The following is a 13981-nucleotide window of genomic DNA, read 5'->3' as shown; positions in this document are numbered from 1 at the left end:
GGTTGGTGTTGACCTTCCGTGCGGCAGCACAAATCACGATCTTATGAAAAGTGATCTTCGTATTCTGATCGTTGAGCCGGAGCCCGAACGGGTGCGGGCAATCATTGATGCGCTGACCGAAGCGGGATGGTCCGACATCAAGGCGCTGGCGCAAATGTCGGCGCTGGATCGCACGGTGCAGGAGTTCTCCCCCGACATTGTTCTCATCGATCTGGCGAACCCTGACCGCGATACGCTCGAACATATCAGCTTTGCCACCGAAACCTCCAAGCGGGCTGTCGCCTTGTTCGTGGATCAGACCGACGCGGCGCTGACGCAAGCTGCGCTGAATGCCGGTGTCAGCGCCTATGTCGTCGACGGTCTGAAAATGGAGCGCATCAAGTCGGTTCTGGAGACGGCGATCGCGCGGTTCAAATTGATGCGCCAGATGCAATCGGAGCTGCAGGCGGCGAAACAGGCGCTTGAGGACCGCAAGCAGATTGATCGCGCAAAGGGAATATTGATGCGGCAGCGCGGCCTGAGCGAGGACGCGGCCTATACCCTGCTGCGCAAAACCGCGATGCGCCAGAACCGCAAGGTGATCGATGTGGCACATGCGCTTGTCACGGCGGCGGATCTTTTGTCATGAGCGACACGGTCCTGAACTGTGGCTACGTCCCGCTGGTCGATTGCGCGCCACTGGTGATCGCCAAGGAACTGGGGTTCGCATCCGAGGAAGGTTTGACGCTGAACCTCGTGCGCCAGCCTTCATGGTCGGCCTTGCGCGATATGCTGGCGCTCGGGCATCTGGATGCGGCGCATATGTTGTCGCCGATGGCTGTGGCCATGTCGGTCGGGCTGGGCGGGTTGCCTGCGCGGGTGGATGCCTTGATGGTGTTGTCGGTGAACGGCACGGTGTTCGGCGTGTCCAACGCGCTGGCCGCGCAAATGGGTGCGGTGCCCTTCGGGGATGCGGGCGCCGTGCTGGCGGCACTCGCCGCCCGTGGCACACAGCCGATCCGCGTGGGTGTGCCGTTTCACCATTCGATGCACAGGTTGCTGTTGTCCTATTGGACCTCAGCGGCGCCCGACGTGCGGATCGAGGAAATTACCGTTCCGCCGCCGCGTATGGCGCAGGCCGTGTCGGACGGAACCGTCGATGCCTTCTGGGTGGGCGAGCCGTGGGGCAGTGTCGCCGTGCAGCAGGACGTCGCTCAGTTGATGATGACGGGCCGTGATGTCTGGCAATTTGCGCCCGAAAAGGTGCTGGCAGCCCGCCATGAGTGGGTCGAAACCCACGACGGGGCCGCGCGCGGCCTGATGCGTGCGGTCTACAGGGCGTCGGCATGGCTGGATTTGCACGAAAACAAGCCTCTGGCCGTGGAAATACTGGCCCGCAGCGAACACCTGAGTATGTCGCCCGAGTTTATTGACCCGGCACTGTCCGGCGAAATCACCGCGCAACACAATGCGGCACCCCAGGTCATCGGGCGGTTTCTCCAGTTTCACAGACATGCCGCCAGCTTTCCGTGGCGCAGTCAGGCCGCGTGGATCGCATCGCGCCTCGGGGCGGATGCGTCCGGGGTCCAAAGCGCCAAGGCGTGTTTTCGCGCCGATCTTTACCGGCAGAATCTGGGCGCCATCGGCGTCGACCTGCCAGCAGCGTCCGAGAAGATCGAAGGTGCGTTGCGGTATGAAACGGCCGTGGCCTCGACGCGCGGGCATATGATTCTCGCGCAGGATGCCTTTTTTGACGGCAGAACCTTTGATTTCGCGGGCACGCGCTGATCAATTCTTAGGCGTCTTCTGCGATGCGGCATAAAATGACGCGGCAATGCAGAATTTTTGTTGAGATTGGCGGCCAACTCGTTCCATGCTCGGTCCAAGGGGCAACGTTGCCCACACCTTTGCGCAGGCCGATGCAGGTTGCGCACCTTCTCAGAGCAAAGCCGCTCGTATGGACCACGGACCTCCTCCCCCGTGATCCCTGCGTGCGGCTTTTTTCGTTTCCCCCCGGGGGGTTGCCCCCTGGAGCATTTTGAAAGGACCGACCATGAAGACCACACTCGCGATTTTGCTGGCGACCTCCAGCTTGCTGGCCACCTCCGCCGCGGCCCAGTCTCTGGATCTGGAAAAGGAAGATCTGACGCTTGGCTTTATCAAACTGACAGACATGGCACCGCTCGCCGTGGCCTATGAGCTTGGCTACTTCGAGGACGAGGGGCTGTTCGTCACGCTGGAGGCGCAGGCGAACTGGAAAGTGCTTCTTGACGGGGTGATTTCGGGCGAGCTTGACGGGGCGCATATGCTCGCCGGTCAACCGCTGGCCGCGACCATCGGGTACGGGACCGAAGCCCATATCATCACGCCGTTCTCCATGGATCTGAACGGCAACGCGATCACCGTGTCGAACGAGATATGGGACGAAATGAAGCCCAACGTGCCGCTGATGGACGATGGCCGCCCCCAGCACCCGATCAGCGCCGCAGCATTGGCCCCCGTCGTGGAAGATTATCTGGACCGTGGCGAGCCGTTCAACATGGGCATGGTGTTTCCCGTGTCCACGCACAACTACGAAATCCGGTATTGGTTGGCTGCCGGTGGCCTGCAGCCGGGTTTTTACAGCGAACAGGACATTTCCGGCCAGATCGGCGCGGATGTGCTGCTTTCGGTGACGCCGCCGCCGCAGATGCCCGCCACGATGGAGGCAGGTACGATATTCGGCTATGCCGTGGGCGAGCCGTGGAACCAGCAGGCGGTCTTCAAGAACATCGGCGTTCCCGTGATTACCGACTACGACATGTGGAAAAACAATCCCGAGAAGGTGTTCGGCATTTCGGCCCAATTTGCGGAAGAAAATCCAAACACGACCATTGCTCTGACCAAGGCGCTGATCCGCGCGGCGATCTGGCTGGATGAAAACGACAACGCCAACCGTGAAGAAGCGGTGCAGATGTTGTCCCGTCCCGATTATGTCGGTGCGGACGCCGAAGTCATTGCCAATTCGATGACCGGTTTCTTCGAGTTCGAAAAAGGCGACGTGCGGCCTGCGCCCGATTTCAATGTCTTCTTTCGCTACAACGCCACATACCCGTTCTATTCGGACGCCATCTGGTATCTGACGCAGATGCGCCGCTGGGGTCAGATCCCAGAGACGATGTCTGACGAGTGGTATTTCGAGACCGCGGCCGATGTCTATCGCCCCGATATCTATCTGGAGGCCGCGCGCATGCTGGTCGACGAGGGCATGGCCAATGAGGCCGATTTCCCATGGGACAGCGACGGCTTCAAGGCGCCGACGCCCGCCAGCGATATCATCGATGCCATTCCCTACGATGGTCGCACACCCAACGCCTACATCGACAGCCTGCCGATCGGTCTGAAATCCGGACAGACGGTTCTGGACGGCGAAATCCAGGGCTAGGCCCGATTGCCCCCGCGTATCGCCGCGCGGGGGCCTTTTCCATTCCCAACAGGTGGACACACGACATGACCGCGATTGACCCCAGCACACTTGACATCGAAGCCCGCCGCGCGCGGCGCTTTGCCCGTATCACCAAGGCCGACGGATGGTTCCGGGTTCTTGGCCTCGCCTGGCTGACCCCGATCCTGCGTGCCGCCGCGGGCGACAATCCGCGCGCGCAGCTGGGCGAAGTCTGGCGGCTTCTGGGGGTGCCCCTCGTGGCGATTGGGGTGTTCGTGGCCCTCTGGGCGACGCTCGCGCCACAGGTGCAGACATCGCTGGGCGCGGTGCCCGGCCCCGTGCAGGTCTGGGAACAGGTGGGTGAGCTGCGTCAGGATGCTGTCCGCGAAGGCGAGCGCGAAGCGGCATTCTATGAGCGTCAGGAGGCGCGCAACGCCGAACATATCGCCAACGGGGATACGGACCGCGTGCGCGACCGCGTCTATACCGGCAAGCCCACGTATTACGATCAGATCTGGACCTCGATCAAAACGGTGTTCTTCGGTTTTCTGGTGGCCTCGATCGTGGCCATTCCGTTGGGCATTGCCGCAGGTCTGTCGGTGACGGCCAACGCCGCCCTGAACCCGCTGATCCAGATATTCAAACCCGTCTCGCCGCTGGCGTGGCTGCCGATCGTGACCATGATCGTATCAGCCGTTTACACGACAAACGACGGGATGTTCTCCAAGTCATTTCTGGTGTCGGCGATCACGGTGACGCTCTGCTCGCTCTGGCCCACGCTGATCAATACGGCGCTTGGCGTGTCGTCGATCGACAAGGACCTTGTGTCCGTCAGCCGCGTGCTGAAGATGAACACCTATACCAAGATCACCAAGCTGGTGCTGCCCTCGGCCTTGCCGCTGATCTTTACTGGCCTGCGGCTGTCGCTGGGGGTGGGGTGGATGGTGCTGATCGCGGCGGAGATGCTGGCCCAGAACCCCGGTCTTGGCAAATTCGTGTGGGATGAATTCCAGAACGGAAGCTCGCAATCGCTGGCCCGCATCATGGTCGCGGTGTTCACGATCGGGATAATCGGGTTCCTTCTCGACCGGGTGATGTACGCCCTGCAATCCATGTTCACATTCTCAAACAACCGGTGATCCCAATGAGTATTCTTTCATTCAAGGGCGTCTCGAAAAGCTATGGCGATATGCCGGTTCTGAAGGACATCGATCTGGAAGTGGCCGAGGGGGAGTTCGTGGTCATCCTCGGGTTCTCCGGCACTGGAAAGACCACGCTGATCAATCTGATGGCGGGGCTGGAACAGCCCACGTCGGGGACGGTCACCTATCGCGGTGCGCCCATCACGGAGCCGGGGCGCGAACGCGGTGTGATCTTTCAAAGCTATTCGCTGATGCCGTGGCTGACCGTGAACGGGAATGTGGCGCTGGCCGTGGACACGATGTTTCCCGACCTGTCAAAGGCCGAACGCGCCGCCAAGGTCGATCACTATGTCGCCATGGTCGGGCTGTCGCATGCGGCCACACGCCGCCCGGCAGAGCTTTCGGGCGGGATGCGCCAACGGGTGAACGTGGCCCGTGCGTTGGCGATGGACCCCGAGATGTTGCTGCTGGATGAGCCGCTGTCGGCGCTGGATGCGCTGACCCGCGCAAACCTTGCCGATGAGATCGAGGCGATCTGGGACAAGGACAAAAAGACCTGCGTGCTGATCACCAATGACGTGGACGAAGCGATCATTCTTGCCGACCGTATCATCGCATTGAACCCCGACGGCACGCTGGGCGATGAATTCAAGGTCGATATCGCGCGTCCCCGCGACCGTGTCGCGATGAACAATGACGCCACATTCAAAGCGCTGCGGGGGCAGGTGACCCACTATCTGATGGATGTGGGCATCGCCTCGAAGGTCGAGGAAACCCGGACACTGCCGAACGTGACCCCGATCCACGGTGTGCCCGCCGCTGTCGCCAAGGCGCAGGAGGGTGGCATCGCGGAGAAGTTCCTCAACTTCTCGCAGCTTGACAAGGTTTATCCGACGCCCAAGGGGCCGCTCACCGTGGTCGAGAACTTTGATTTGAAGATTAACAAGGGAGAGTTCATCTCGCTCATTGGCCATTCGGGTTGTGGCAAGTCGACGGTGCTGACGATGGCGGCCGGTCTGAACCCGATTTCCAAGGGCGCGATCAAGCTCGATGGCTGGAACGTCGAGGGCGCCGATCCCGAACGCGCCGTGGTGTTCCAGTCGCCGAACCTGTTTCCGTGGCTGACCGCCAAGCAGAACGTCGCGATCGGCGTCGACAAGGTTTATCCCAAAGCCTCGCAGGCCGAACGGCAGGACGTGGTTGAGTATTATCTCGAACGCGTCGGGCTGGCGGACAGCATGGATAAAGGGGCCGCCAGCCTGTCCAACGGCATGAAGCAGCGTGTCGGCATCGCGCGTGCTTTTGCGCTGTCGCCGAAATTGCTGTTGCTCGATGAACCCTTCGGCATGCTTGACAGTCTGACCCGCTGGGAACTGCAGGAAGTGCTGATGGAGGTCTGGTCGCGTACCAAGGTCACGGCGATCTGCGTGACCCATGATGTCGACGAGGCGATCCTGCTGGCGGACCGCGTTGTGATGATGACCAACGGGCCGCAGGCAACGATTGGCAAGATTACGGATGTGAACTTGCCGCGCCCGCGCACGCGCAAAGCGCTTCTGGAACATCCCGACTACTACACCTACCGCCAGGAGGTGCTTGATTTCCTTGAGGAATACGAGCACGGCGCGACCCCGAAAAACAAACCCAAAGCCATTGCAGCGGAGTGAACAGGATGACCCAGAAACTGATTGTCATCGGTGCCGGAATGGCGACGGGCCGGATGCTGGAAGATCTGTTTGATGCGGGCGCGGCGTATGACGTGACCCTGTTCAACGCAGAGCCGCGCGGGAACTACAACCGCATCATGCTGTCGCCCGTGCTGTCGGGGGAAAAGACCTATGACGAGATCGTCACCCATGATGCAAGTTGGTACGAAAGCCACGGCGTGACCTGCCGCTTTGGCGAACGGATCGTGGCGATTGACCGCGCGGCCAAGACCGTTACGGCCCAGAACGGCGATGTTCTTTCCTACGACAAGCTGGTGTTCGGCACGGGATCGAACCCTTTCATGATCCCGCTGCCGGGCCATGATCTGAACGGGGTCATCGCCTACCGCGATCTTGAGGATACGCAGCGGATGATGGACCTCGGACCTGCGCATAAATGCGTCGTCATTGGCGGGGGTTTGCTGGGCTTGGAAGCGGCCGCTGGCATGGCCGCGCGGGGCGTCGATGTGACCGTCGTGCACATCATGGGCCATCTGATGGAGCGTCAGTTGGACGAAGCCGCGGGATATCTTTTGCGCAAGGCACTGGTGGACAAGGGCATCACCGTGAAATGTTCGGCCAACTCCAGCGAAATACTGGGCGAGAATGGTCAGGTCAGGGCGTTGCGTCTGGACGATGGCACCGAACTGCCCTGTGATCTTCTGGTCATGGCTGTCGGCATCCGGCCCAATGTCAAACTGGCGCAGGATGCAGGGCTGATGGTTGGCCGAGGTGTCCATGTGGACGACCAAATGGTCACTTCGGACGCGGATGTGCTGGCGGTTGGCGAATGCGTCGAACACGACGGGGCGATCTTCGGGCTGGTGGCTCCGCTTTATGATCAGGCCAGGGTGGCCGCGCAGACCTTGATGAACACGCCGGCGCAATTCGTGCAAAAAGAGCTGTCGACCAAGCTCAAGGTCACAGGCTGTGATCTGTTCAGTGCCGGAGATTTTGCCGACGCAGAAGGGCGCGAGGACATCGTCTTTCGCGATCCGGCGCGCGGTGTCTATCGCCGGCTGGTGATAGAGGAGAATGTGGTCAAGGGCGCTGTCATGTATGGCGACACCTCCGACAGCAACTGGTTCTTCGGGCTGATCCGCGACAAGACAGACATAAGCGAGATGCGCGACACCCTGATTTTCGGACCGGCCTTTCAGGGGGGTGCCCCCCTTGACCCTTTAGCGGCTGTTGCAGCCTTACCGCGTGACGCGGAGATCTGTGGCTGCAACGGAATCTGCAAGGGACAAATCGAAGATGCGATCGCAACGGGCGCCACTGATCTGGGCGCTGTGCGATCAACCACCAAGGCCAGCGGGTCCTGCGGGACATGCACGGGGCTCGTCGAGCAGGTGCTGGCCGTCACGCTCGGGGATGATTTCGTCGTGCCCGCAGCGGCAAGCATTTGCGGCTGCACCGACATGACGCATGAGGACGTGCGGCGCATGATCAAGTCGCAAAAGCTGACGTCGATGGCGGCGGTCTGGCAGGAGTGCGGGTGGAAGACATCGTGCGGCTGCCACCTGTGCCGCCCCGCGCTGAATTTCTATCTGCTCGCCGACTGGCCGCTCGACTACAAGGACGATCCCCAAAGCCGGTTCATCAACGAACGCAAGCACGCCAACATCCAGAAGGACGGTACTTTTTCCGTTGTCCCGCGCATGTGGGGCGGGATCACCACGCCGGACGAGCTGCGCGCGATTGCCGATGCGGCCGACCGGTACGGGGTGCCGACGGTCAAGGTCACCGGCGGGCAACGTATCGATCTGCTCGGGGTAAGGGGCGAGGATTTGCCCGACATCTGGGCCGATCTGAACGCGGCCGGCATGGTGTCGGGACATGCCTATTCCAAAGGGTTGCGCACGGTGAAAACCTGTGTGGGAACGGATCACTGCCGCTTCGGAACGCAGGATTCAACGGGTCTGGGCATAAAGCTGGAAAAGGAACTCTGGGGGTCGTGGACACCGCACAAGCTGAAGCTGGCGGTGTCGGGGTGTCCGCGCAACTGCGCTGAGGCGACGTGCAAGGACATCGGCGTGATCTGCGTCGACAGTGGCTATCAGATCAGTATCGGCGGGGCGGCCGGGATGGACGTGCGCGAAACCGAATTGCTGATGCAGGTCCCGACCGAGCAAGAGGCGATAGAGGCGATCAAGGCCGTCACGCAGCTGTATCGTGAAAACGCCAAGTATCTCGATCGCATCTACAAGTGGAAGGACAAGGTCGGGCTTGAATGGATCAAGGAGCGCGTGGACACGGATGGTCCCGCACTGGTCGCGCGTTTCGAGATCAGCCAATCCATCTACCGCAAGGACCCGTGGGCCGATCATGTAGAGACCAAGGCGCAGCGCTATCAGCCGTTGGCAAACCTGTCGCTGGAGGCCGCGGAATGAACGACTGGATCGATATTGCACCGCTCGAAGACGTGCCTTTGCGTGGCGCGCGGATGGTAAAGACGCCCTTGGGCTGTGTCGCGGTGTTTCGCACGGCAAGTCATGAGGTCTTTGCCCTCGACAATGCGTGCCCCCATAAGGCCGGGCCTTTGGCGGAAGGCATCGTGCACGGCAAGTCCGTGACCTGTCCACTGCACAACTGGGTCATCTCGCTCGAGACGGGCGAGGCGCAGGGCGCGGATGACGGGCGCGTGGCGACCTATCCGGCCAAGGTGTCGGATGGACGGATCCTGCTCGATCGCGCTTTCCTGCGTGCGCGTGCCACCGCAGGTGTGCCGGCATGAGCCTGACCCGCACCACGTGCCCCTATTGCGGTGTAGGCTGCGGCGTGCTGGCGGACGCTGGTGGGACGATCAAGGGAGACCCCGACCATCCGGCGAATTATGGCAGGCTCTGCTCCAAGGGGGCCGCCTTGGGCGAAACGATTGATCTGGACGGTCGATTGCTCGCGCCGAAGGTGCTGGGGCGTACTGCGGATTGGGACACCGCACTTGACCTTGTGGCGTCAAAATTCTCGGCTGCGATTGCAGAACATGGGCCCGAAAGCGTGGCTTTCTATGCGTCGGGGCAATTGCTGACCGAAGATTACTATGTCGCCAACAAGCTGATGAAGGGGTTTATAGGGGCGGCGAATATCGACACGAATTCAAGGCTTTGCATGGCTTCCTCGGTTGCGGGGCACAAACGCGCCTTTGGCACGGACACGGTGCCCGGCACGTACCGGGACCTTGAAGAGGCGGATCTGGTCGTGCTGGTGGGCAGCAACCTCGCGTGGTGTCATCCGGTGCTGTACCAACGCATCGCCGCGGCAAAGGCGTCACGGCCCCATATGCGGGTCGTCAACATTGATCCGCGCCGGACCGCAACGACGGACCTTGCCGATATGCATCTGCAAATCGCGCCGGACGGCGATATCGCGCTGTTCAACGGATTGCTGGCGCATCTGGCGGATCGCGGCAAATTGGACCGGTCCTTCACCCAAAACCATGTGACCGGTTCGGCAGAGGCAATCGCCGCCGCGCGCGCAACGGACCCGGCGGACAGCGGGCTCAGCGCAGAGGCGCTCGCAGCCTTCTATGCCCTTTGGGCTGGCACCGAAAAGGTTGTCACTGTGTATTCCCAAGGGGTCAATCAGTCCCGCTGTGGCACCGACAAGGTCAATGCGATCCTGAACTGCCACCTTGCCACGGGACGGATCGGGCGCGTCGGGATGGGCCCGTTTTCCGTGACCGGCCAACCCAACGCGATGGGCGGGCGAGAGGTCGGCGGGCTGGCCAATATGCTCGCCAATCATCTGGAGCTCGAGAACAAGGCGCACCGGCAGATCGTGCGCGATTTCTGGGGCAGTCCCACGATCTGTACGACAGCCGGGCTCAAGGCCGTTGATCTGTTTCAGGCCTGCGCGGACGGCAAGATAAAGGCGTTGTGGGTGATGTCGACGAACCCTGCCGTTTCGCTTCCCGATGCCGACGGTGTCGCGGCGGCGATTGCGAAGGTGCCGTTTGTCGTGACGTCCGATATCATGGAGAGGACGGATACGAATGATCTGGCCCATGTTCTTTTGCCCGCCACGGGATGGGGTGAAAAGGATGGCACCGTTACCAATTCCGAGCGGCGCATCTCGCGCCAGCGCGCGTTTCTGCCCGCGCCCGGTGACGCGCGCCCCGACTGGAAGATCATCTGCGATGTGGCGCGCCGGATGGGGTTCGGCGCGGCCTTCGCCTATGAAAATCCGCGGGAGATTTTTGCGGAATACGTGCGGCTCGATCAGGCGGCGGCCAGCGTGCCCCGCGATCTGGACCTCAGCATTTTTGCCGACGCCGATTATGCCGGGCTGGTCCCCACGCAATGGCCGCGCGATGGCCACCGTTTTTTTGCCGATGGGCAGTTCTATCACACCGACGGCAAGGCGCGCATGATCGCAGTGCAGCCCCCGCGGTTGTGTCAGGTGCAGTTCACATTGAACACCGGCCGCAACCGCGATCAATGGCACACGATGATGCGCACGGGCAAATCCGCGCGGCTGGGGGCGCATCTGGCGGAGCCTTACGTCGAGATGAACCCTGCCGATGCCGCCGAATTGGGCGCATTCCCCGGCGCGCTGATTGCGGTCGAAAACATCTACGGGCACGCTCTTTTGCGGGCGCTGGTTACGCCGCGTGTCGCCAAGGGCCAACTGTTTGCGCCGATGCATTGGACGCGCCAGCGCACGACGTTCGGCACCGTGAACCGTGCCACGGCGCCTGCGACCGATCCCGTGTCGGGCCAACCGGCGCTGAAGGCCGCAGCGGTCAGTGCGCGGGTGTTTCGCGCGAAATGGTATGGCTTTCTGGCCAGTGCGAACGCGCCCACGCCGCAGACACCCTATGCGGCCATCGCTCGCACCCGAACCGGCTGGCAGGCGGAACTGGCGGGCAGGAAAATGCCGCAGGATTGGGAAGCCGAGGCGCGCCGTCTGTGTGACCAGCCAACCGGCGCGCTTTCTGTGCAGACCGATGTGACAAGCGGCACGACCCGCATCGCGATCACGCAGGACGGTCGGATCACGGCGCTGTTTTTCGCCTCACCCGATCCGGTGGTCGTGTCGCGTGCAACAATCGTTGGCCTGATCGGCAGCGACACACCGCCGCTCGCTGCCCTTGCGGGGCGTGCGCCTGCCGACCAGCCGGACGCAGGTGCCACCGTCTGCGCCTGTTTCAACGTGGGTCGCAACACCTTGCTGGACGCCGTGGCCGCCGGTGCGGGGACGGTAACGGCGCTGGGCGAGATGACATGCGCGGGCACCAACTGCGGGTCATGCAAACCGGAGCTGGCGACGCTTTTGGAACAGGCGCAAATCCCGATGGCGGCAGAATGACCCTCGCACCCTTCGTCCGGATCGTCGCACGCGGGCAGGGGCGGGCGCGGAGCCTGACCTTTGCCGAAGCCCGCGATGCCATGACTTTGATTTTGAGCGAGGACGCCGCCCCCGAGGCGATTGGAGCATTGCTGATGGTGATGCGGTTGCGGGGGGAAACGGCCGATGAGATCGCCGGATTCACAGCCGCGCTGCGTGCCCATGTGACCGGAACACTGCCCCAGGCGGATCTTGACTGGCCGTCCTATGCCGCAGGGCGCAGCCGTGGCGCGCCGCTGTTTCTGCTGGCCGCGCGTCTGGTGGGGCAGGCGGGGTATACCGTATCGATGCACGGGTGGAATTCACACCAGTCCAGCGTAGCCTCGCTGCGCGAAGCACTCGATCTGGCGGGGCCGAATGTGACCTATAGCCCACTCGAGACGCTCAGCCCCACCGCCTTTGCATTGCTCGGGCTGCGCGACACGTTTGGCCTGCGTTCGTGTTTCAACACCGTGTTGCGCATGTGGAACCCGTCATGCGCGCCGGCAACGGTACAGGGCGTTTTCCACCCGTCATATCGCAGTTTGCAAGCGCAGGCGGCAGCCTTGCTGGGTCAGGACACGCTCAGCATCATCAAGGGCGGTGGCGGCGAATTCGAGCGCCACCCCTCGAAGGAAACAGTGGTTTTTGGCCTGCGGAATGGTGCGCATATCCAGCAACCCGCCCCATCGTTGATCGACCAGACCCGCAAACTCCACGACGCCGCCAATCCCGTCGATCTGCGCGGCCTTTGGGACGGTCGTGTGCATGATCCCTTTGCCATCGCCACCATCACCGGTACTGCCGCGCTCGCCCTTTGGACGCTGAAGGCGGCGTGCAGCATCGATGAAGCCGAAACCATGGCCCATGCCCTTTGGCAGGCGCGCCACCCCAGAGAGAGTCTGACCGCATGAAAACCTTCCCGATGTTCCTGCAAATGACGGGCCGCCGCGTTGTGATCGTGGGCGGCGGGGAGCAGGCTGCGCAAAAGACGCGGCTGATCCTGAAGACCGAGGCGTGCGTGGAAATCTGTTCCGCGACGCTGGACCCTGAACTGCACGATCTTGAGAGGGCGGGCCGCATCACCCATCATACCGGTGCGATCACGCCCGGAACCTTTGCGGACACCGCGCTCGTCTTTATCGCCACAGGCTGTCCGGGCACCGACATGGCGCTGCATGCTTTGGCAAAATTGGGCGGCGCGACGGTCAACGTGGTCGACCAGCCTGACCTGTGTGATGCGATCACGCCCTCGATCGTTGATCGCGACCCCGTCGTTGTGGCCATCGGCACCGAAGGCACAGCACCGGTGCTGGCCCGGCAGATCAAGACGAAACTGGAAGAAACGCTGGAGCCGCGTCTGGGCGATCTGGCAGCGCTTGCCGGGCGGTTGCGGTCTGCCGCTGCTGCGCGGCTTGGCCCGCGCGCGCGCCGCGATCTTTGGCGCTGGGTATTCAATGACACGCCCCGGCAGATGTTCACCGGCGGGTCCGAGCGTGAGGCCGCCAAGCTGATCAAGACGGCGATCTCCACCGGTGAATTCGGTGCGACAACGGGCGGCAGCGTCAGCATTATCGGTGCAGGTCCGGGGGCCAAAGACCTGATTACCCTGCGCGGTGTGCAACGTCTGCAAGAGGCGGACGTGATCTATTATGATCGCCTGCTTGACCCAGAGATACTGGAACTCGCCCGTCGCGATGCCGAGCGCATCTATGTCGGCAAAGCCCCCGGGTGCCACAGTTGGCCACAGGAGAAGATCACGCAAACGCTTGTGGCCGCGGCCAAGCGCGGGCGCCGGGTTGTGCGCCTCAAATGCGGTGATCCGGGGGTTTTTGCACGCAGCACCGAGGAGATGGACGCGCTGCGGGCCTGCGATATTCCGGTGGAAATTGTCCCCGGTGTGACTGCGGCCTGTGCGGCCGCGGCCAGTGCGGGGATGAGCCTGACAGAGCGCGATGAAATCGACACGGTTGTGTTGACGACAGGCCACCGCCGCACGGGCTACCGCGTTCCCGCGTCGATCAACAATATCGAGCCGGGAATGTGCGTGGCGCTCTATATGGCGGTCGGCGGTGCGGATCGGATCGTCGCCTCCCTGACGGCGCGCCACCCAGATGTTCCGTTCGACGTGTCGGTCGTTGCCAAAGCCCAGCGTAAAGGGCAGGTCGTGCTCAAATGCGCGCTGGGTAATCTGAAACGGACGCTTGAGGCAAATGATGTCGTGGGCGAAGCGATGCTGTTTGTGCGTTGGCCCTACGGCATGTCATCGCATCAGGGTTCAGATGTGAGGTCTTTGGCGGCTATGTAGATGCGAAGGTTTGCGGCTGCTGCTGTGACCGCTCGCTGGCTGAACCCGGTCGAGGGTTTGGGAGAGTGTACAGTTCAAAGGGGTTGTTTCTGCT

The 13981-nt window shown here is 62.2% G+C and carries 10 protein-coding genes; all 10 read left to right on the top strand.

Annotation, left to right across the window (positions count from 1 at the left end; genetic code table 11):
• Positions 1 to 43 precede the first annotated feature (43 nt).
• The gene (locus tag K3756_RS10965; RefSeq protein ID WP_259987319.1) at positions 44 to 628 is read left to right on the top strand and encodes an ANTAR domain-containing response regulator; all 585 of its coding nucleotides are present in this window, start codon (positions 44 to 46) and stop codon (positions 626 to 628) included.
• Positions 625 to 1767, top strand: coding sequence for a CmpA/NrtA family ABC transporter substrate-binding protein (locus K3756_RS10960; protein WP_259987317.1), 1143 nt, complete (start codon positions 625 to 627; stop codon positions 1765 to 1767). The genes K3756_RS10965 and K3756_RS10960 overlap by 4 nt, the downstream gene beginning before the upstream one ends.
• Before the next feature lie 265 nt (positions 1768 to 2032).
• A complete protein-coding gene (locus K3756_RS10955; protein ID WP_259987315.1) occupies positions 2033 to 3403 on the top strand; it encodes a CmpA/NrtA family ABC transporter substrate-binding protein in 1371 nt (456 codons plus the stop codon).
• 65 nt (positions 3404 to 3468) lie between these two features.
• Positions 3469 to 4542: an ABC transporter permease gene (locus K3756_RS10950; RefSeq protein ID WP_259987314.1), complete on the top strand. Its 1074-nt coding sequence runs from the start codon at positions 3469 to 3471 to the stop codon at positions 4540 to 4542.
• A 5-nt stretch (positions 4543 to 4547) separates the two neighbouring features.
• The gene (locus tag K3756_RS10945; RefSeq protein WP_259987313.1) at positions 4548 to 6212 is read left to right on the top strand and encodes an ABC transporter ATP-binding protein; all 1665 of its coding nucleotides are present in this window, start codon (positions 4548 to 4550) and stop codon (positions 6210 to 6212) included.
• 5 nt (positions 6213 to 6217) lie between these two features.
• Complete coding sequence (nirB, locus tag K3756_RS10940) at positions 6218 to 8644, top strand: nitrite reductase large subunit NirB (RefSeq protein ID WP_259987312.1); 2427 nt, start codon at positions 6218 to 6220, stop codon at positions 8642 to 8644.
• Entirely contained in the window at positions 8641 to 8988 is a 348-nt protein-coding gene (nirD, locus tag K3756_RS10935; RefSeq protein WP_259987311.1) for a nitrite reductase small subunit NirD, read from the top strand. Before nirB ends, nirD begins: the two co-directional genes overlap by 4 nt.
• Positions 8985 to 11561, top strand: coding sequence for a nitrate reductase (locus tag K3756_RS10930; RefSeq protein WP_259987309.1), 2577 nt, complete (start codon positions 8985 to 8987; stop codon positions 11559 to 11561). Before nirD ends, K3756_RS10930 begins: the two co-directional genes overlap by 4 nt.
• Positions 11558 to 12493: a glycosyl transferase family protein gene (locus K3756_RS10925; RefSeq protein ID WP_259987307.1), complete on the top strand. Its 936-nt coding sequence runs from the start codon at positions 11558 to 11560 to the stop codon at positions 12491 to 12493. Before K3756_RS10930 ends, K3756_RS10925 begins: the two co-directional genes overlap by 4 nt.
• Positions 12490 to 13887, top strand: coding sequence for a siroheme synthase CysG (gene cysG, locus K3756_RS10920; protein ID WP_259987305.1), 1398 nt, complete (start codon positions 12490 to 12492; stop codon positions 13885 to 13887). Before K3756_RS10925 ends, cysG begins: the two co-directional genes overlap by 4 nt.
• Positions 13888 to 13981: the final 94 nt, after the last annotated feature.

This window comes from Sulfitobacter sp. S190 (assembly GCF_025141935.1).
Classification (GTDB): domain Bacteria; phylum Pseudomonadota; class Alphaproteobacteria; order Rhodobacterales; family Rhodobacteraceae; genus Sulfitobacter.
The sequence above is the reverse complement of the archived record's forward strand: the minus strand, read 5'-3'. Positions and strand labels throughout refer to the sequence as shown.

Coding starts and splice junctions, on each gene's coding strand:
- K3756_RS10945 (WP_259987313.1), top strand. CDS start 4,548: ATGAGTATTCTTTCATTCAAGGGCGTCTCGAAAAGCTATGGCGATATG.
- K3756_RS10955 (WP_259987315.1), top strand. CDS start 2,033: ATGAAGACCACACTCGCGATTTTGCTGGCGACCTCCAGCTTGCTGGCC.
- cysG (WP_259987305.1), top strand. CDS start 12,490: ATGAAAACCTTCCCGATGTTCCTGCAAATGACGGGCCGCCGCGTTGTG.
- K3756_RS10925 (WP_259987307.1), top strand. CDS start 11,558: ATGACCCTCGCACCCTTCGTCCGGATCGTCGCACGCGGGCAGGGGCGG.
- nirD (WP_259987311.1), top strand. CDS start 8,641: ATGAACGACTGGATCGATATTGCACCGCTCGAAGACGTGCCTTTGCGT.
- K3756_RS10950 (WP_259987314.1), top strand. CDS start 3,469: ATGACCGCGATTGACCCCAGCACACTTGACATCGAAGCCCGCCGCGCG.
- K3756_RS10965 (WP_259987319.1), top strand. CDS start 44: ATGAAAAGTGATCTTCGTATTCTGATCGTTGAGCCGGAGCCCGAACGG.
- K3756_RS10960 (WP_259987317.1), top strand. CDS start 625: ATGAGCGACACGGTCCTGAACTGTGGCTACGTCCCGCTGGTCGATTGC.
- nirB (WP_259987312.1), top strand. CDS start 6,218: ATGACCCAGAAACTGATTGTCATCGGTGCCGGAATGGCGACGGGCCGG.
- K3756_RS10930 (WP_259987309.1), top strand. CDS start 8,985: ATGAGCCTGACCCGCACCACGTGCCCCTATTGCGGTGTAGGCTGCGGC.